This window comes from Vibrio vulnificus NBRC 15645 = ATCC 27562 (assembly GCF_002224265.1).
GTDB classification, from domain to species: Bacteria; Pseudomonadota; Gammaproteobacteria; order Enterobacterales; family Vibrionaceae; genus Vibrio; species Vibrio vulnificus.
Genome location: NZ_CP012881.1, coordinates 2,299,175 through 2,318,047, shown reverse-complemented (window position 1 = coordinate 2,318,047; position 18,873 = coordinate 2,299,175). Strand labels below are relative to the sequence as shown.

The 18,873-nt window shown below is 46.1% G+C and carries 19 protein-coding genes; 6 read left to right on the top strand and 13 right to left on the bottom strand.

What is annotated here, in order from left to right:
• Positions 1-3: 3 nt before the first annotated feature.
• Positions 4-747 carry a YggN family protein gene (locus AOT11_RS10760; RefSeq protein WP_017420219.1) on the bottom strand — a complete coding sequence of 248 codons (744 nt, stop codon included), beginning with the start codon at positions 745-747 and terminating at the stop codon, positions 4-6.
• Between the two features lie 231 nt (positions 748-978).
• Here AOT11_RS10760 and AOT11_RS10755 point away from each other — a divergent pair, with 231 nt between their 5' ends.
• Positions 979-2,898, top strand: coding sequence for a RecQ family ATP-dependent DNA helicase (locus AOT11_RS10755; protein ID WP_026060774.1), 1,920 nt, complete (start codon positions 979-981; stop codon positions 2,896-2,898).
• 31 nt (positions 2,899-2,929) lie between these two features.
• Here the strand turns inward: AOT11_RS10755 and dinB are convergent, their stop codons facing one another.
• A complete protein-coding gene (gene dinB / locus AOT11_RS10750) occupies positions 2,930-3,994 on the bottom strand; it encodes a DNA polymerase IV (RefSeq protein ID WP_026060775.1) in 1,065 nt (354 codons plus the stop codon).
• A gap of 214 nt (positions 3,995-4,208) precedes the next feature.
• Between dinB and AOT11_RS10745 the strand changes: the two genes are divergently transcribed.
• Entirely contained in the window at positions 4,209-5,423 is a 1,215-nt protein-coding gene (locus AOT11_RS10745; RefSeq protein WP_026060776.1) for a response regulator, read from the top strand.
• Positions 5,424-5,453: 30 nt separating this feature from the next.
• Here AOT11_RS10745 and nqrM read toward each other — a convergent pair whose 3' ends face one another.
• The 9 genes from nqrM to AOT11_RS10700 form a co-directional block, all read right to left on the bottom strand.
• The gene (gene nqrM / locus AOT11_RS10740) at positions 5,454-5,687 is read right to left on the bottom strand and encodes a (Na+)-NQR maturation NqrM (protein ID WP_011079734.1); all 234 of its coding nucleotides are present in this window, start codon (positions 5,685-5,687) and stop codon (positions 5,454-5,456) included.
• 19 nt (positions 5,688-5,706) lie between these two features.
• Positions 5,707-6,714: an FAD:protein FMN transferase gene (locus AOT11_RS10735; RefSeq protein WP_017420222.1), complete on the bottom strand. Its 1,008-nt coding sequence runs from the start codon at positions 6,712-6,714 to the stop codon at positions 5,707-5,709.
• Between the two features lie 163 nt (positions 6,715-6,877).
• Complete coding sequence (gene nqrF, locus AOT11_RS10730) at positions 6,878-8,101, bottom strand: NADH:ubiquinone reductase (Na(+)-transporting) subunit F (RefSeq protein ID WP_011079732.1); 1,224 nt, start codon at positions 8,099-8,101, stop codon at positions 6,878-6,880.
• A 33-nt stretch (positions 8,102-8,134) separates the two neighbouring features.
• The gene (gene nqrE, locus AOT11_RS10725) at positions 8,135-8,731 is read right to left on the bottom strand and encodes an NADH:ubiquinone reductase (Na(+)-transporting) subunit E (protein ID WP_011079731.1); all 597 of its coding nucleotides are present in this window, start codon (positions 8,729-8,731) and stop codon (positions 8,135-8,137) included.
• Between the two features lie 7 nt (positions 8,732-8,738).
• Complete coding sequence (locus tag AOT11_RS10720; protein WP_011079730.1) at positions 8,739-9,371, bottom strand: NADH:ubiquinone reductase (Na(+)-transporting) subunit D; 633 nt, start codon at positions 9,369-9,371, stop codon at positions 8,739-8,741.
• Positions 9,371-10,138, bottom strand: a complete 768-nt coding sequence (locus tag AOT11_RS10715) for a Na(+)-translocating NADH-quinone reductase subunit C (protein WP_011079729.1) — start codon at positions 10,136-10,138, stop codon at positions 9,371-9,373. Before AOT11_RS10715 ends, AOT11_RS10720 begins: the two co-directional genes overlap by 1 nt.
• Positions 10,128-11,372: an NADH:ubiquinone reductase (Na(+)-transporting) subunit B gene (locus tag AOT11_RS10710; RefSeq protein ID WP_011079728.1), complete on the bottom strand. Its 1,245-nt coding sequence runs from the start codon at positions 11,370-11,372 to the stop codon at positions 10,128-10,130. Before AOT11_RS10710 ends, AOT11_RS10715 begins: the two co-directional genes overlap by 11 nt.
• A gap of 5 nt (positions 11,373-11,377) precedes the next feature.
• On the bottom strand, positions 11,378-12,718 hold the full coding sequence (locus AOT11_RS10705; RefSeq protein WP_026060777.1) for a Na(+)-translocating NADH-quinone reductase subunit A: 1,341 nt from the start codon (positions 12,716-12,718) through the stop codon (positions 11,378-11,380).
• Between the two features lie 489 nt (positions 12,719-13,207).
• Positions 13,208-13,519 carry a BolA family protein gene (locus AOT11_RS10700; protein WP_026060778.1) on the bottom strand — a complete coding sequence of 104 codons (312 nt, stop codon included), beginning with the start codon at positions 13,517-13,519 and terminating at the stop codon, positions 13,208-13,210.
• 207 nt (positions 13,520-13,726) lie between these two features.
• Between AOT11_RS10700 and AOT11_RS10695 the strand changes: the two genes are divergently transcribed.
• From AOT11_RS10695 to AOT11_RS10680, 4 genes are all read left to right on the top strand, one after another.
• Positions 13,727-14,857 (top strand): methyltransferase, encoded by a 1,131-nt coding sequence (locus AOT11_RS10695; protein ID WP_017420224.1) that lies wholly within the window; start codon positions 13,727-13,729, stop codon positions 14,855-14,857.
• A gap of 80 nt (positions 14,858-14,937) precedes the next feature.
• A complete protein-coding gene (locus AOT11_RS10690; RefSeq protein ID WP_017420225.1) occupies positions 14,938-15,507 on the top strand; it encodes a YajG family lipoprotein in 570 nt (189 codons plus the stop codon).
• A complete protein-coding gene (locus AOT11_RS10685; protein WP_017420226.1) occupies positions 15,507-16,052 on the top strand; it encodes a peptidylprolyl isomerase in 546 nt (181 codons plus the stop codon). Before AOT11_RS10690 ends, AOT11_RS10685 begins: the two co-directional genes overlap by 1 nt.
• Before the next feature lie 56 nt (positions 16,053-16,108).
• Positions 16,109-17,509 carry an AmpG family muropeptide MFS transporter gene (locus AOT11_RS10680; RefSeq protein WP_017420227.1) on the top strand — a complete coding sequence of 467 codons (1,401 nt, stop codon included), beginning with the start codon at positions 16,109-16,111 and terminating at the stop codon, positions 17,507-17,509.
• 103 nt (positions 17,510-17,612) lie between these two features.
• Here AOT11_RS10680 and AOT11_RS10675 read toward each other — a convergent pair whose 3' ends face one another.
• Positions 17,613-18,281, bottom strand: a complete 669-nt coding sequence (locus AOT11_RS10675; protein WP_017420228.1) for a ChrR family anti-sigma-E factor — start codon at positions 18,279-18,281, stop codon at positions 17,613-17,615.
• Positions 18,278-18,871 (bottom strand): RNA polymerase sigma factor, encoded by a 594-nt coding sequence (locus AOT11_RS10670; protein WP_017420229.1) that lies wholly within the window; start codon positions 18,869-18,871, stop codon positions 18,278-18,280. Before AOT11_RS10670 ends, AOT11_RS10675 begins: the two co-directional genes overlap by 4 nt.
• Between the last annotated feature and the right edge of the window lie 2 nt (positions 18,872-18,873).

The following is an 18,873-nucleotide window of genomic DNA, read 5'->3' as shown; positions in this document are numbered from 1 at the left end:
AAATTAGATGGTAAATACCTGATAGTTTTTTAACTCCGGTATCTTCTTCAGCAAGTCTTGCTCTTGCACGGCCATATCGTCTAACGAATCACAAAAATCCTGAGTTTGTTGTTCAATTTCTTTGCTGTGCTGCTGCAAACGCTCTTGCACTTTCTGCTTCAACTCCGTCATGCTCTGCGACATCGCAGACAGATTCAAACCGCCTTCTTGCTTCATTTTGCTCGACATCGCGTCAAACGCACTGCTGATAAACTCTTTGTTGAAGATCTCTTGCGCTCGTTGGAAGTCATCCTGCCAAGACTCCGTCATAGACGCAAAGCTATCTGCAGGTAAAATCAAATCACCATCTTTGTAATAACGAGATTCAACATCGGTAAAAAAATCTTTTACCGCCGTTTTTACGTTATCAAATGCGTTGGGTGCATCAAGGCTAACGGCAATATCATCAATGATGTCGTTCGCCAGCGCTAAGCTCTCTTCCGCCACTTGTTTCGCTCTTGGCAGATAGGCATTAAGGTTTTCGCGATACTCTTCAATGGCCGCTTGTTGATCACCGTTGAGCTCGATTTTCTCGCCATGGATGTAAAGATTGTTGCTCGCATCCACAACGGCTTTGTCGCCGTTGGTTTGATGAATTTCCAAGACTTCACCATCTAGGCGGACTTCATTTTTGATATCGACACGACACTGCGCTGCATGAACCGAAGTGGTCACAACCAGTGGAAGAAAGATGGCCAGCTTTTTCATGACTTTCCCTTAATTGTTTTTTGCCGAACTATAACAGTTGGTGATGTGTTTTTTGTCAGTAAATTGTCACAACTCTCGTCTTGTTATTCGTCTCTTTTCACACGAACAAACTACCGTCATTGGGCTTAGACACGCGAAACATCATACTTTTTCACCTCATCTGAAGGTGAGAAAAACGGACTTTCTCGGTATGATAGCACTCTGATTTCCCGAGCAAGAGCCATCCCAACGATGCAACACGACATTCGCGATACGTTACACCATATCTTTGGTTTTGAGACATTACGCCAAGGCCAACAACAAGTCGTCGATGCGGTACTGTCTGGCCATTCTGCGGCCGCCATTTTCACAACCGGCTCAGGTAAATCTCTTTGTTATCAGTTACCCGCTTTACACCTCCCCCACTTAACGCTGGTGGTCTCACCGCTCATTGCCTTAATGAAAGATCAGTTGGCTTTTCTGCATAGCAAAGGTATTGCGGCCGCAGCCATCGAATCAGGCCAAAGCAAAGAACAAACTCAGACGATTATGCAAGCGGTCAATACCGGGGAAATAAAAATACTGATGATCTCTGTCGAGCGCCTCAAGAACGAACGTTTCCGACAGTTCATCGCCCAAGTACCGATTTCACTGCTCGTGGTCGACGAGGCGCACTGTATTTCTGAGTGGGGGCATAATTTCCGCCCGGATTACCTCAAACTTCCGAGCTATCAAGCGGCATTAAACATTCCACAAGTTCTGCTGCTGACCGCCACTGCAACTGAAAATGTGATAGCAGACATGCAACGCAAATTTTCCATCAACAAGGACAATGTGGTTGTCACCGGGTTTTATCGCGCCAATCTTGATCTCCACGTGACCCCTTGTCGCAATGAAGACAAAGCTGACGCACTGCTGAAAATAGTACAACAAGCCCCTAACGCCCCAACCATTGTCTATGTCACGTTGCAACAGACCGCAAGCCAAGTTGCTACCCTACTGCAAGACGAAGGCATACGCGCTTCAGCCTATCACGCAGGATTGGCTAACGAGTTGCGCAGCACGATCCAAACGCAGTTTATGCAAGGCCAAGTGGACTGTATCGTGGCAACCATCGCTTTTGGAATGGGGGTAGATAAAGCCAACATTCGCCGAGTGATCCATTTTGACTTACCCAAATCGATTGAAAACTACGCCCAAGAAATCGGTCGAGCCGGTCGTGATGGCCAGAAGTCCGATTGCATCGTCTTGGCCAATCAAAGTGGGTTAAGCACACTGGAAAATTTCATTTATGGCGATACGCCTGAACGAGATGACATCAGCTCGGTGATCCAACAAATACAAGCCTCTGGTGAACGATGGGAGGTGATTATCGCCCGCCTTTCTAACGATACCAACATTCGCCAACTGCCACTAAAGACACTATTGGTATACCTCGAAATGGCTGGCCTGATCGAACCCATGTACGCCTATTTTGCCGAGTATCGTTTCAAGTTTCTTCGTCCTGCCAGTGAAATTGTGCAGCGTTTTCAGGGTGAACGAGGCGCCTTTTTGCAGGCTGTTTTTGATTGTTCTCCACAAGCTAGGGTCTGGTGTCAAACCGATTTCGAGGCACTTTGGCATCGCTATCATGCCGAACGATCACGTTGTGTGGCTGCGCTAGATTACCTTCATCAACAAGGCTGGATAGAACTGGAAAGTAAGCAAATGACGGACGTGTTTGCGGTAAAGCCGATTGAGTATTCCACAGAAGATCTCACCGAACAGATTTATCATCTCTTCAAAAACAAAGAGCAAAGTGATGTCGAACGGATTCATCATATGCTCCACTTTTTTGAATCAGGTGACTGCCTCAGTCATAAGCTCGCGCGCTACTTTTCTGATCATAACGCACCACAGCAATGTGGCCACTGCTCAGCATGCCGAGGGCAGCAAGCCACTCTTCCTAAAGAAATGCTGACGGACATTCCTCAGCAAGCGCTTGATGAATGGATTGCTCAGTTGAAGAGTCAAACCTCACAGCCGCTGAGTGCAGAGCTCATCACGCGCTTCCTTTGTGGGATCAGCACACCTAAGCTCACTCAACTAAAAGCGAAAAAGTTGAAGGGATTTGCGCAGTTGGAACGCGCACCTTATGGAGAAGTACTCGCGTGTGTCAGTAAACGACGCTAATCAAACCTAGGGAAACAACAACACAAAGCGATTAGAGCAAGCTGAGTTGCCGGGCTTGCTCTTCTGGCTTAAGCATCACACTAAGCCCTAGTAAGCGAATTTCACGCCCCTTTTGACGTTGAAGAATGTCCTGCAACAATTCGCGGAAATAGGCCAGTTCGAGCTCATGGTGAACATGCTCTATCGTCGTCAATTGAAAGTCGGCGAATTTCATTTTGATCCCTTGCTTAATGATCGCTTTTTCAGGATTGGCTTTTTCTAAACGAATGGCCAGCTCGGGAAACAATTTCTCTTCGATCACTTGCCAACATTGTTCATAAGTCACAATGTTTTGCGTAAAAGTGCGTTCGACTCCAACTGATTTCCGTTCTCGCTCGACGATCACCTCTCGCTCATCAATACCATGGCTGCGCTGCCATAGCGACGCCCCTAAACGACCAAATCGCTTGAGTAACTGACGATAATCACTGTTTTTCACATCTTGGCAAACGTACAAACCCGCTTGGTTCAACTTCTCTAAACTCACTTTGCCAACCCCCGGGATTTTTTGTAAAGGCAAAGTATCAATCACACTCTGAACTTGCTCTGGTGGAATCACAAACTGGCCATTCGGTTTGTTCATGTCCGAGGCCACTTTGGCGAGAAATTTAATCGGAGCAACGCCTGCCGAGGCCGTGAGTTGCAGCTCATTCCAAATGTCACGACGAATCGCTTCGGCAATTAAGGTTGCCGAGCCATGACATTGCGTGGAATCCGTTACATCTAAATACGCTTCATCAAGCGAGAGTGGCTCAATCAAGTGAGTGTAACGTGAGAATATACTGCGAATGTGCGTTGAAACCTCTTTGTATACCTGCATTCGCCCAGGCACAACCAGCAAACTAGGACACAGTTTAAGCGCTTGTGCGGTTGGCATCGCACTTCTCACGCCAAACTTACGCGCTTCATAATTACAGGTACTGATGACCCCACGCTGCTTTTCGTGCCCTCCAACCGCCAGAGGTCGACCGCGGAAATTTGGGTTATCACGCATCTCTACTGCGGCATAGAAGCAGTCCATATCGATATGGATGATTTTTCGCATTTGCGTAGACATACAACAACACAATTAATAACTGGATAAAAACACAGTATACAGACAAATGGGACATTCTCAATCGCTCTCTATCGCCACTAATGAATCCGTATGCATGTCGTTATTTTGAGATTCAGCCCAATTAGCAAACAAAAAAATCGCTTATTTGTGGCAACTTTGTTAGTCCTACATATTATTTATGTTAGTTGTTAATAATGGTCCGGAGGCCTCTTCCTTGGGTAATAAAATACTAGTTGTAGAAGATAGCCGAGCCTTTCGTAATTACCTCCAGCAACAACTCTCCCAAGCGGGATATGACGTTTTTGCGGCAGAGAATTTAGCTGAAGCGCAAACTTTCCTTGCAGAAAATCACGAGTTTCTTTGCGCCGTTTTGGATTACTGTCTGCCAGACGGTCAAGATGGTGAAGTGATTGATCTTGCGTTACATCACCAGCAAAAAGTGATCGTCCTAACAGCCATGTTTAGCGAAGAGATTCGCTCTAAAGTGCTTGCCAAAGGGGTTTTGGATTACATTTTGAAAGACAGTATGGCGTCAGTTTCTTACCTGTTGCCTCTAATTAAACGCCTCACTAACAACCGTCAGCATAAAGCATTGGTGGTTGACGATTCCAAAGTGGTGAGAAAACACATTACACAGTTACTGGAACACCAATATATAGAAGCACTGGAAGCGGAAAATGGCACTCAAGCGCTCGAGGTCCTGAAACAACATCCCGAAGTGACGTTTGTGATCACCGACCACGACATGCCAGAAAAAGACGGCATCACCATGATTCGTGAAATTCGCGTACATACCGATAAGAACAAGTTGGCCATTTTGGGACTGTCTGGCAGCGACGATCGAACGATGACTGCACGTTTCTTGAAAGCAGGCGCGAATGACTTTCTCTATAAGCCCTTTAATCAGGAAGAGTTTTTCTGCCGTGTCCATCAAATACTTGACATGAAAGAAGCAACGAATGAGCTCTATCGTATGGCGAACCAAGACGCACTCACTGGGCTCTGGAATCGGCGCTATCTCTTTGGACAAGAGTGCAAAGGCTGTGAGTTGCGCCATATTGCGATGCTTGATATCGACCATTTCAAAAAAGTGAATGATACCTATGGCCATGATGGTGGCGATATCGCCTTAAAGACTGTCGCTAACATTCTAAAAATTTACTTCCCCAATGAAGTGGTGGTGCGATTTGGTGGCGAAGAGTTTTGTATTCAATCCTGTCAAAGTTACGACGACTTTGTCACTCGCTTAGAGCACATGAGGCAGCGGGTCGAAAAAACCACCATTACACACAAAGAGCACAACATTCATATTACCATCAGTATTGGTGTAGCCTCTTTGCAAGATGAGCTCGAAAATCAAATCAAAGAAGCCGACGGCTACTTGTACCAAGCCAAAGCCAACGGGCGAAACCAAATAGTTAGCCGATAAAGAAAACGCCCGATGCGGGCGTTTTTCATTTTAAGCGATGCGGTCTTTGTCCCACTGAGCCAATTTTTCCGCTCGCGCGGCTTCACGTGCTTCGCGTTTTTTACGCGCATCACAGGGTTCAGGGCAGTTACACACTTTTTCAATGCCAACAGCCCCCAAACCGCCACAACTTCCCTTCACCACCTTTTTCTGGAAGATGTAGCCCACTGCCATCGCGGCAATCACGGCAACAAACACACCAAAGGTAATTAGAAATGTACTCATATCAACAAACCTATATCACTTATTGATTCTTCAAATATGGCTTATACGCATCAGAAGCGATTTCTGTAAAGCCATCATCTGTTTTCACGATCATTAGCACTGGGATGCCATTTTGATTAGCGATCTCAATGCCTTTTTCTTCGCCCAACACCATTAGACCGGTTGCAAGACCATCTGCTGTCATCGAGGATTTGTCTAACACGGTGACAGAAACCACTTTATGGTTAATTGGCATGCCTGTTTTTGGATTAATGATGTGAGAATAACGAATACCATCACGCTCAAAGTAGTTACGGTAATCACCAGAAGTCGCGATCGCCATATCGCCCGGTTCGATAATATCTTGGATAGCGCGCTCTTCTATCGACGGTTTTTCAATCGCGATACGCCAAGGCACACCCTCACGGTTAACCCCTTTTAAGCGAATTTCACCGCCGATTTCGACCATGTAGTTTTGTACACCTTGAGATTGAATATAGTCTGCAACCACATCAACGCCCCAACCTTTCGCGATCGTCGACAGATCCACATAGAGATTAGGCAAGGTTTTGATCAACGTGTTATCGACAACCGACAAATGCTCAATGCCTGTTTGTGCTTTACGCTCAGCTAAATCCTCAGCACTCGGCACCATATCACGACGCGCTTCAGGACCAAATCCCCACAGGTTAACCAAAGGCCCAACGGTGACATCCAATGCCCCCAAGGTCAAATGATTGAGACGAATCGCTTCCTTAACAACGGTGGCCGTTTGTTGTGAAACCGCAAACGGCGCAGAATCACGAGACTGATTAAAACGGCTCAATTCAGAGGTTTTTCGGTACGTTGACATCTGGTCGTTAACTTCTTCTAACAAGCGATCGATCTCTTGCTGAAGCACGTCTGGTTTTGGCGAACCTTCTTGAGCGATGTATTTGATATTGTATGTCGTGCCCATCGTTGGGCCGCTAAGATGTACCTGCTCTGCGGGCTTTTCGCAACCAGCAAGCACCAATAGAGAAGCAAAAGCAACAAGCCACTTTTTCACTTGTTAAACTCCTATTGTTATTAAATGGATATGGAAAATAGGTTCACGGTTAATACACCGATTTTCTATGGCCATTTGGCGCACTATTCAAAAAAGAATAGCGAGGAAAAAAAGAATGGCTGGCTCCTACGAGCCAGCCATAGTTTCAATGGGTTAGATGAAATTAACCACCGAAGTCATCCAGTAGGATGTTTTCATCTTCTACACCGAGATTTTTCAGCATGCCGATAACAGCCGCGTTCATCATCGGTGGACCACACATGTAGTATTCACAATCTTCTGGTGCGTCGTGATCACGCAGATAGTTTTCGTAAAGCACATTGTGGATGAAGCCTGTGTAACCATCCCAGTTATCTTCTGGAAGCGGATCAGACAGTGCACAGTGCCATACGAAGTTATCATTCTCAGCCGCTAGGCCATCGAAATCTTCTACGTAGAACATTTCACGCTTAGAACGCGCGCCGTACCAGTAAGACATCTTACGCTTAGACTTCAAACGCTTAAGTTGGTCAAAGATATGAGAACGCATAGGAGCCATACCTGCACCACCACCGATGAAGACCATTTCTGCATCAGTGTCTTTCGCGAAGAACTCACCAAACGGACCAGAAATCGTACACTTGTCACCTTCTTTTAGTGACCAGATGTAAGAAGACATCTGACCCGGTGCTACGTCTGGGTTATTTGGCGGCGGAGTCGCGATACGTACGTTTAGCATGATGATGCCGAACTCTTCAGGGTAGTTCGCCATTGAGTATGCACGGATGATGTCTTCTTTTACGATAGACTCGTAACGGAACAGGTTAAACTTGTCCCAGTCACCGCGGTACTCTTCTGGTACGTCGAAATCTGCGTATTTAACGTGGTGAGCTGGTGCTTCAATCTGGATGTAACCACCAGCACGGAAAGGTACTGATTCGCCATCTGGAATTTGTAGCTTAAGCTCTTTAATGAATGTTGCTTTGTTATCGTTAGAGATAACCGTACATTCCCACTTTTTAACGCCGAAGATTTCTTCTGGTAGCTCGATATCCATGTCTGTTTTCACAGCCACTTGACACGCTAGACGCTCACCTTCACGCGCTTCACCTTTAGTGATGTGATCCAACTCAGTTGGAAGGATATCACCACCACCGCTCTTCACTTTTACGCGACACTGACCACAAGAGCCACCGCCACCACAAGCAGAAGAAACGAATACACCTGCACCAGCTAACGCGCTTAGTAGCTTGCCACCTGGAGAAGTAACGATCGACTTATCTGCGTCGCCGTTGATAGAAATTGTAATGTCACCTGTTGGTACAAGCTTAGACTTAGCGAAAAGAATCACTAGTACTAGAGCCAGTACGATCAGAGTAAACATCACGACACCAAGAATAATGTCCATTGACTATTCCTTAATTGTTGCGGTTTACCCGACTTACAGTTGAACACCAGAGAAAGACATAAAGCCTAACGCCATCAAACCTACAGTGATAAAGGTAATACCTAAACCACGTAGACCAGGAGGTACATCTGAGTACTTCATCTTCTCACGGATACCTGCAAGGGCCACGATCGCGAGCATCCAACCCACACCTGCACCGAAACCGTAGACTACAGATTCAGCGAAGTTGTAATCACGTTGTACCATGAAAGATACACCACCGAAGATGGCACAGTTAACTGTGATCAACGGTAGGAAGATGCCTAGCGCGTTGTACAAAGGCGGGAAGAAACGGTCAAGAATCATCTCTAGAATCTGTACAAGTGCCGCAATTACACCGATAAAGGTGATGAAGTTTAGGAAGCTCAGATCCACGCCTTCGACCAGCGCGTTTTCTTTAAGTACTAGGTTGTAAACCAAGTTGTTTACTGGTACGGCGATGGTCAATACCACAACTACCGCAACACCTAGACCGAAAGAGGTCTTTACTTTCTTAGATACCGCCAAGAAGGTACACATACCCAAGAAGAAAGACAGAGCCATGTTCTCGATGAAAATCGATTTAATTAACAGACTGATGTAATGTTCCATGTTGCCCTTACTCCTTCGCTTCTACTTGCTCTGGTTTGAACGTACGGATCGCCCAAATCATGAAGCCAATTAGGAAGAATGCAGATGGCGCTAGAAGCATCAGACCATTTGGCTGATACCAACCACCATTGTTCACTAGTGGTAGTACTTCCATACCAAACAACTTACCGCTACCGAATAGTTCACGGAAGAAGCCCACAGTAATAAGAACAAAACCATAACCAAGACCGTTACCAATACCGTCGATCAGTGATGGAACGGGTGCAGATTTCATCGCGAACGCTTCTGCACGGCCCATTACGATACAGTTAGTAATGATAAGACCTACGAATACCGATAGCTGTTTAGAGATATCGTACAAGTAAGCTTTCAAGATCTGGTCTACCACGATTACTAGAGATGCGATGATCGCCATTTGAACGATGATACGCACACTGTTAGGAATGTGGTTACGGATTAAAGAAACAAAGAAGTTAGACAATGCAGTTACAAACGTTACCGCTAGTGTCATAACAAACGCTGTTTCTAGTTTGGTAGTTACTGCAAGCGCAGAACATACACCAAGAACTTGTAGCGCGATTGGGTTGTTATCCAATACTGGCGCAAGAATGCTCTTTTTAATGTTTTGTGCACTAGACATTAGTTCAGGCCTCCGTCACGAACTTTTGCTAGGAATGGACCAAAGCCCATATCACCTAACCAGAAGTCAAATGTGTGTTGAACACCGTTACTAGTTAGTGTCGCACCTGACAGGCCGTCAACACCATGCTCAGAACCAACTGGCGCACCACCTTTCACTACCTTGATAGCTGGTTTGTGGTTTTCGTCAAACAGTTTCTTGCCGACAAACTGTGCACGCCAAGATGGGTTTTCAACTTCACCACCCAATCCCGGAGTTTCACCCTGCTCGTAGTAGGTGATACCTGATACTGTGTTACCGTCGGTTTCAACCGCAACGAAAGCGTACATCATTGACCAAAGACCGTTACCGTGAACCGGTAGAATGATCTTAGAAATGCTGTCGCCATTTTTCACAAGGTACACAACACCTGTATTTGCACGACGTAGAATTTTCGCGTCATCTTGCTCAGCGGTCAGTTTGATAGACTGTGCAGGATCTTTCGCGGCTTTGCGTTGGTCATACGTTGCTGCATTACCATCAACAAAGTCGCCTGTTGCGAAATCAACCAGACGTGGTTCGATGTACTGAGCAAAAAGCTCTGGTACTTTCTTACCTTTGCTGTCGATACCAGCTACTTCGATGATCTTGGATTGCTTATCCAAAACAGCGTTAGCTTTTTGCTGGTCACGCAGACCGACTGCTGCTGTTGATACGATGATTGAACAAACAAGGCTCAACCCGACAACAACACCCAGCGTCTTTTTAATGCTGTCATTACTTGCCATAGCGTGCTTGTCTCCGCTTGATGTTCTTCTCAACCACTAGATGGTCAAACAGTGGTGCAAACAGGTTCGCGAATAGAATCGCCAGCATCATACCTTCTGGGTATGCTGGGTTAACAACACGAATCATGACACACATTGCACCGATAAGAATGCCGTACCACCACTTACCTTTGTTGGTAAATGAAGCCGATACTGGGTCGGTTGCCATGAAGAACATACCGAATGCAAAACCACCTAAAACTAGGTGCCAGTGCCATGGCATGCTGAACATTGCGTTAGTATCAGAACCGATCACATTGAACAGTGTCGATACCACGATCATACCGATCATTACGCCGGCAATGATGCGCCAAGATGCGATTCGCATGTAAACGATCATTGCTGCACCGATAAGCAGTGCAAGCGTAGAAACTTCGCCGATTGAACCTGGGATGTTACCGATGAACGCGTCTAGCCACGTGATTGGCGCGCCAGTCACTGTGTTTACTAGTGCACTGTTGCCGCCTTGAGCCCACTGGCTTAGCGCAGTTGCACCAGAGAAGCCGTCTGCTGCTGTCCACACTACGTCACCCGAGATTTGTGCTGGGTAAGCGAAGAATAGGAAAGCACGACCTGCTAACGCTGGGTTCAGGAAGTTACGACCAGTACCACCAAAGATCTCTTTAGCAACCACAACACCAAAGGTAATACCTAGCGCTGCTTGCCATAGAGGTAGCGTTGGAGGAACGATCAATGCGAAAAGTATCGAGGTTACGAAGAAACCTTCGTTAACTTCGTGCTTACGCACCATACAGAATAGCACTTCCCAGAAACCACCAACGAGGAATACCGTTGCGTAGATTGGTAGGAAGTAGGTTGCACCTAGCAACATCTTACTACCCCAGCTTGCGTCAGCAGAAATCGTTCCGCCCAGCATCTCGGTTAGCCAGTAGTGCCAGTTACCTGCAATGATTTGCGCCAGTTGATCACCAGCGTACATGTGGTTTAGAGCCGCGATAGCTTGGCCACCAGCGTTGTACATACCCCAGAACATTGCTGGGAACACTGCAAACCAAACCATGATCATGATGCGTTTTAGGTCTACGCTATCACGAACGTGTGAGCTCTTTTTCGTCACCAAACCTGGCGTGTAGAATAGCGTTGCCGCAGCTTCGTACAGAGCAAACCATTTTTCGTGTTTGCCGCCTGGTTCAAAGTGGTGTTCGATGTCTTCAAGAAACTTCTTAAGGCCCATGAAACTTACCCTTCCTTCTCAATTGTATTCAGGCAGTCACGCAGCAGTTGACCGTACTCGTATTTACCTGGGCATACAAAGGTACACAATGCTAGATCTTCTTCATCCAGTTCTAGCGCACCCAGTGCTTGAGCACTGTCAGTATCGCCTGCACATAGATCGCGAAGCAGCAGAGTCGGTTCCATATCAAGAGGCACTACACGCTCGTAGTTACCGATTGGAACCATTGCACGATCACTACCGTTTGTGGTGGTTGTCATATTGAACAACTGACCTTTAAACAAGTGACCAAGGAAAGAACGGGTTACAGAGAACTTGTTCTTACCAGGCGTAGCCCAGCCAAACAGTTCTTTGTCACGACCTTCACGCAGAACAGAAACCTGCAGGTGGTAACGACCCAAGTAAGCGTGAGGACCTGTGGCATGAGTACCAGTCAGTACTGAACCAGAAATCACACGAACTTCGCCTGGCATCATTTCGCTGTCGGTTAGCTCATCCAAGCTTGCACCCATGATGGTACGAACTAGACGAGGGTTATTCACAACAGGACCCGCAAGAGAAACAACACGGTCAGTGAAAAGTTCACCAGTTAGGAACAACTGACCAAACGCAATCACGTCTTGGTAGTTGATGCTCCATGCCACGTTGTTTGCATTCACTGGGTATAGGAAATGCATGTGGGTACCCGCTAGACCAGCTGGGTGTGGGCCGTCAAATACGTGCTCTTCCACATTAGAGTGAGAAGAACGAGGTAAGCTCGTACCAGATTTACAAACGTAAACCTTCTCTTCTGTTAGGGCTGAAAGCACATCCAAACCAGCAACAAACGCTTCCGCTTGTTCATTGATTATCAACTCTGGCTTCGCTGCCAATGGATTAGTATCCATTGCGGTAACGAAAATCGCTTTAGTTGTCGATTCAATTGCTGGAACCTTGCTGAACGGACGAGTACGCAGAGCGGTCCAAAGGCCAGATTCAACCAACTGAGTTTTGATCACTTCGCGATCAAGACCTGCTAGTTGAGAGGCTTCAAACTTATCAAAGGTCACTTGCTCGTCGCCTGCCGCTTCAATCACTACAGATTGAAGTACACGCTTCGCGCCACGATTCACTTCGATAACTTTACCACTCACTGGAGAAGTAAATTTCACGCCAGGGTTCTTTTTGTCTTCAAAAAGAACTTGGGCTTTCTTCACTTCATCACCAACGCGAACATGCATCGTAGGACGCATGCCAACGTACTCTTCGCCAAGCAAGGCGACTTTTGTGATGGATTTACCATCATTAATCACCTGGGAAGGAGCTCCTGCGATAGGAAGGTCCAAACCCTTCTTTATTGTAATCATACGCACTTGCACTACTTTTATCGGGAAAAAGATTCTTTATGATTGCGTAACTTTTAGACACGACATCAGTGTCCGGTTTTGGCGATGTTTTAAACGCCAAAATCGCAACATCCTATTAAAAATCGCTTCACAGTTTAGTGGAGAGATTTATCAGGTGCGATAGTTTAGCATCTTTTCCAAACGCGATGCCATGACCAATAAACGCATTAGCCGTATTATTTGGAAAGAATTGATAGATATAGGCTAACTATTGTTCATAACTTTGACACGTCGCACAAATGGCCCAAAACCATCGTGCCAGATGAATAGGTGAGATTCATAGTTTGAAACATCCCATTCATTCTGTTCATTTGTTGAAACAGTGTTAACGCATTTCTTAACCAAATTTGTCACGCAGTTTGTCGGTTTTGTACACATAGAAAAAAAGATGGCTTGACCATCTTTTTGAATAGAATAACTGAAAATTTAACACTTCAGGTTAGAAATTGCTCAGTGGCTGGTACCACCCATACACATTGGGCTATCTGGCGCGCCATCTCGCTGTAGCTTCCATTCCTGATCAGTATAGGTATGAATCGCCAAAGCGTGGATGTTATTTTCCAGCTCATTCGCCAATGCTTGATTCACTAAACGATGTCTGGCGATCAATCTTTTACCTTCAAAAAGATCGCTCACCACAATCACCTTGAAGTGACTTTCCGAACCCGGTGGTACATTGTGCATGTAGCTCTCATTCACCACACTCAAGTGACTAGGTTCAAATGTATTGTGTAATTTTGTCTCTATGATTTCTTGAATCATATTCAAACCCTCTCTACTCACCGACTTAAAAAGTATAAGTCGAACCAACGTGAAATTTCTTACACACACTTAAATAACAGCCTTCATTCTAACAATGTCTCACTACTTAGACGAAGATCCCTGAGTGTTTTTTGCTAGCTGTGCCTATCTTGTTTGCTATCCTTCTGCGAGAATATCGTTAAAACTCAATGAAACAAACACCATTGTATGAAAACCGAACTCAATCTCTTTGACCGACAACTCACCCTATTCAGATACCCAAACAAAGCCAATGAACCCCTGCAAGCATGGGACGCGGGCGATGAATACTTGATCAATTATGTGGAAGAGTTGGCCTTAGACACCCCACAGAATATTCTTATCCTGAACGATCACTTCGGCGCTCTATCATGCTGGTTTTCTGCTCAACACCAAGTCACTATGATGAGCGATTCTTTTATCTCTCAGCAAGGGACAAAAGAAAATTTACAACGAAATCAATGCCGTGAAGTAAAGCTACTGACAACGCTAGACGCAATTCCAGTAGAGACCAATTTGGTGTTATTTCAACTTCCCAAAAACAACCGTCATTTGACTTGGCAGTTAACTCAATTGCGGAAAACGCTCTCACCAGACGTCCCAGTGGTCGCCGTGAATAAAGCCAAAGAAATCCATACCTCAACCCTCAAACTGTTTGAAAAGTACCTAGGGACCACAAAAACCTCCCTTGCTTGGAAAAAACATCGTCTCGTTTTTTGCCAAGCAGACTGCGCGCAAATGAATGACATCAGCCCAGTGACTCGTTGGAATGTTGAAGAACACAAGATGACACTCAACAACTTGCCAAACGTCTATTCTGGTGAGAGTCTCGATTTGGGCGCGCGTTTTATGCTCGAGCACATCCCGCAAGATGAGAACCTCAAGCACATTATCGATTTAGGCTGCGGTAACGGGGTGTTATCCGTCAAAGCCGCGCAGCTCAACCCGAAGGCGAAGTTAACCTTGGTGGATGAAAGCTACATGGCCATTGAGTCCGCTCGCCTCAATTTACAAGAAAATGTCACAGTGCCAGTAGATGCTGAGTATATTGCCAATAACTGTTTGGACGGGTTTGCTGGCGAGATCGCCGATCTGATTTTATGCAACCCCCCTTTCCATCAACAACAAGCGATCACGGATCACATTGCTTGGCAGATGTTTTGCGACGCCAAACGCGTCCTTAAAAGAGGGGGAAAACTGCAGGTGATTGGTAATCGCCACCTTGGTTATGATGGCAAACTCAAGCGCCTTTATGGTGACAAGAATGTGAAATTAGTCGCTTCTAATAGTAAGTTTGTGATTTTACAGGCAACTAAATAGCCTGCTAGTTTTAATTAAAGACAATCTTCACTTTAATATACGTTTACGTACAGCCTCTGCTGCTAGAAAAGGAATATACGATGAAAAAATTGGTTTTAGCTGCGTCTATCGCACTACTTTCTGCTTGTTCAGCCCCTCAACCAGAACAACTTAATCTTGCACCAACCGCAACGTTAAGCACAAATCCAATGGTGCAGAACAAAACGTATAGCATGACCAGTAAAGATGTACGCGCAGCGCAGTACGTAGCGCTGATCGACAGTGGCCGTTCGAACATCCTACCGCTACACGCTAAACAAAACATGCGCATTACGCTTGAAACCTTGCTGCAGCAGCAGTTCGCGTCACAAGGCTACAAAGCAGATTTAAACAGCAACAACCTGATCAGTCTTGAAGTTCAAGAAGCATTGGTCAATGTAAAGCATTCCGTAATGGAAAACGAAATGGACGCAAAAGTGATTCTAGAAGTCACCGCAGAAACACCCAAAGGAAAGCTAGTCAAAACCTATAACGGTGCAGCAAGCCGCAGTGGCATGTTAAGTGCCTCAGATCAAGAAGTGGAAAAAGTGCTAAATGACGTGATCACATTAGTACTTGCTGAGATTGCCAATGACCAAGAACTGCAAAGCTACATGAAGGAACGTTTCTAATGCTCAAAGTTATCTGTACTTCACTCGTACTCACGAGTAGCCTCGCCTTGGCGGGGCCAAAAGTTGAATTCGAAACCTCTCTGGGGAATTTCACTGTTGAGTTAAATGAAGAAAAAGCGCCGATTAGCGTCGAAAACTTCGTAAAATACGTGAAAGACGGCAGTTACGTAGGCTCTCAATTTCACCGTGTCATTCCAGGTTTTATGGCACAAGGTGGTGGCTTTGATGAGAAAATGAATCGTCTACCCAGTTACGCACCAATCAAGAACGAAGCAAGTAATGGTCTGAAGAACGTGACGGGCTCTATCGCAATGGCACGAACTCAAGATCCTAACTCCGCGACACGACAATTCTTTATCAACTTGGTGGATAACGAGTTTCTCGACTATGACCTACAACCTCCAGGTTACGCCGTTTTTGGTCAAGTCACCGAAGGGTTTGACGTCATTCAACAGATGGCGAGCAAGCCGACAAAAAGCCAAGGCTACATGAGAGATATTCCCGTGGAACCTATCGTGATCACCAAAGCCACACTGCTCCCATAAATATCCTCGCCCTTTGCAATGCAAGGGGCGTATTCTACTAACTACAAGGATAGGTTATGTCTTCATCACCAACAGTTTCATGGCGTGAAACTGTACAAAGTTATCTTGATCGACGCTTGCTATGGGTTTTTATGCTGGGCTGTTCCAGTGGTTTTCCGTGGGTGCTCATTGGCTCAAACATGTCTGGCTGGCTAAAAGATGCGGGGTTGACGCGTGCTGCTATTGGCTACTTTGGCAGTGTCTTTGCTGTGTACGCCATTAACTTTCTTTGGGCACCTTTGGTAGACCGAGTAAAGCTTCCTTTACTTCATCGCTCTTTGGGTCAACGCCGCAGTTGGATATTTCTCTGCCAATCCTTTGTACTGATTTGTACTTTGTTGATCGCGGGAGTCAACCCGGCCAACAATCTCATGCTGACGTCAGCACTTGCACTTGGCATCGCCATCGCGTCAGCAACACAGGATATCGCTATCGACGCTTTCCGTATCGATACCTTCCCGAAATCCGATTCATCCAAACTGCCACAAGCATCGGCGATGGCCGTTATTGGTTGGTGGACGGGTTACTCTTTACCGGGTTACCTCGCCTTTATCAACGCCGATTCAATCGGCTGGAACGGCGTGTATTATGGCATGGCGGCCATTGTCGCGCTCTTGATGATTTTTACGTTGCTGGTTGGCGAACCAACCACACGCCGAGAGCAATTGCAACAAGAGGCCGAACAGCGCCACAACCAATTGGTGGGTTCCAAAGTGGTCGCATGGTTGACGGTCACCGTGGTCGAGCCTTTCCTTGATTTCTTCAAGCGCAATGGCGTCCGAGTGGCACTGACTCTACTGCTCTTTGTCTTCTTGTTTAAGATTGGCGAAGCGTTCTTAGGCCGAATGTCGATTACGTTTTATAAAGAAGTGGGCTTTAGCAACGAACAAATTGGCTATTACTCTAAGTTGTTGGGCTGGGGCATCACCATCTTCTTTACGCTGGTTGGTAGTATGATCAACGTGAAGTTTGGCATTGTTCGCGGTCTAATGATCGGCGGCATCGCCATGGCAGCCAGTAACTTGATGTTCGCTTGGATGGCAGAAGTTGGTCCGAATGAAAACCTGTTCTTGGCGACGTTGATTGTCGACAACTTTACCTCTGCGTTTTCAACCGTTGCGTTTGTCTCCTTCTTAACCATGGTGACCGGGCAAGCCTTCTCGGCAACGCAGTACGCTCTGCTGGCATCGCTCGGTAACTTTGGTCGAACGACCTTAGCCTCCTTTAGTGGTGAGTTGGTTGACTACTTGGACAACTGGTCTGTGTTCTTTGTTATTACGGCTCTGATGGTTATCCCAAGCTTGATCATGCTCTATTCGCTGCGTCATTACTTCCATGATTTGCTTGAAAAAGCGAGAAAGGAATCGAGCGAAGAAGAGCCAAAACCTCACGACAACATCGACGCACCACAAAGTTAAAGCCACTTCGTGTGCGTGGTTCCTTCACGAAAAAGGCTTGCATTGGCAAGCCTTTTCTCGTTTGATGCATTCTCATTTTGAAAGCAGCGCTGTTCTTCTCTGGTTAAGGGTAAAGTCCTTTACCAAACAAATTAAAGACTCTGGCCACCCCTTGGGTAAAAATCAGTGGGTCTGTCAGCACGGTTAGGCACAAGCAATCTTCCCCAGCTTTGGTTTTAGGACTGTGCTTCACACTGGCGTCACGCTGCATGAAATCACCCTGCTGATATTCACCATCTTCATCACTAAAACTGCCATGCAGCACCAGCGTCGTTTCCAACCCTTTGTGGGTGTGTTGCGGGATCTGAACACCTTCGCTGATGTACATCAGATTCACTCTTGCCTCTTCACCAAAGTCCAGTTGTGAACTAAACACCTTGCCACCGTAACTGCGCCATTCCGACATCAGGTCTGCATAGCGACACAGTGTCTGTGGAAGAACAAAACGTTTCCCCTTCACCTCAATGTATCTCGGTTCGTAGACCTCTCGTGCATCTTCTTTCACATCACTTTGAACGATGGCATCAAACATCGCATCAAACAGCGACAGAGCACTCATTTCATCTTGCTTCTCAGCAGCAAAATGTTGCGCTTGCTCGCCTTCAAATTGAGCAACCAGATCTCGACAATCAGGGCAAACTTCTAGATGCGTTGCAACGACTAAACCAGAGACAGCATCAATTTCTCCACTTGCGTACGCCTGTAGCAACATGTTGTTAGGATGTGTACTCATAATTTATCCGCCTGCATTGTGTGTCTAAGCTTTTCTACTGCCAATCTCAATCGTGATTTAACGGTACCTAAAGGAATGTCGAACATTTCAGCAACCTGCTGGTGGGGTAAGTCTTCTATATAAACAGCCTGCAGAACATCTCTCTGGGCCTTGGGTAAACAATCCAAAAAACGCATAACCTGCTCTTTGAGCATGTCTTGCTCTGGGCTATAGCGTTCAACAAGGTCTAAAGGATAGTAATCTGACGGCCAAATATCGTCCGCGTGAATGTGCAAATCCTTACCGCGCTGCTTCCTAAGTAAGTCAAAGCACAGATTACGGATGATGGTGTAGACCCAAGTCGACAGCGCACTTTTCTCAGCGTCAAACAGATGTGCTTTATGCCACACTGTTGTCATGGTTTCCTGCACCATTTCCATGGCAACTTGCTCATTGCCAACATGTTTAAACGCAAACTGTTTTAACTTGGGCGCAAAGTGTCGAAACACGACGGCAAATGCTTGCTTGTCTTTGTCTTTCACTTTCGCCATGCACTCGGCCCAGTCTTGCTTAGACATCGAGCTAGGGCTGTTCGCTACCGGAGTCCGCATAA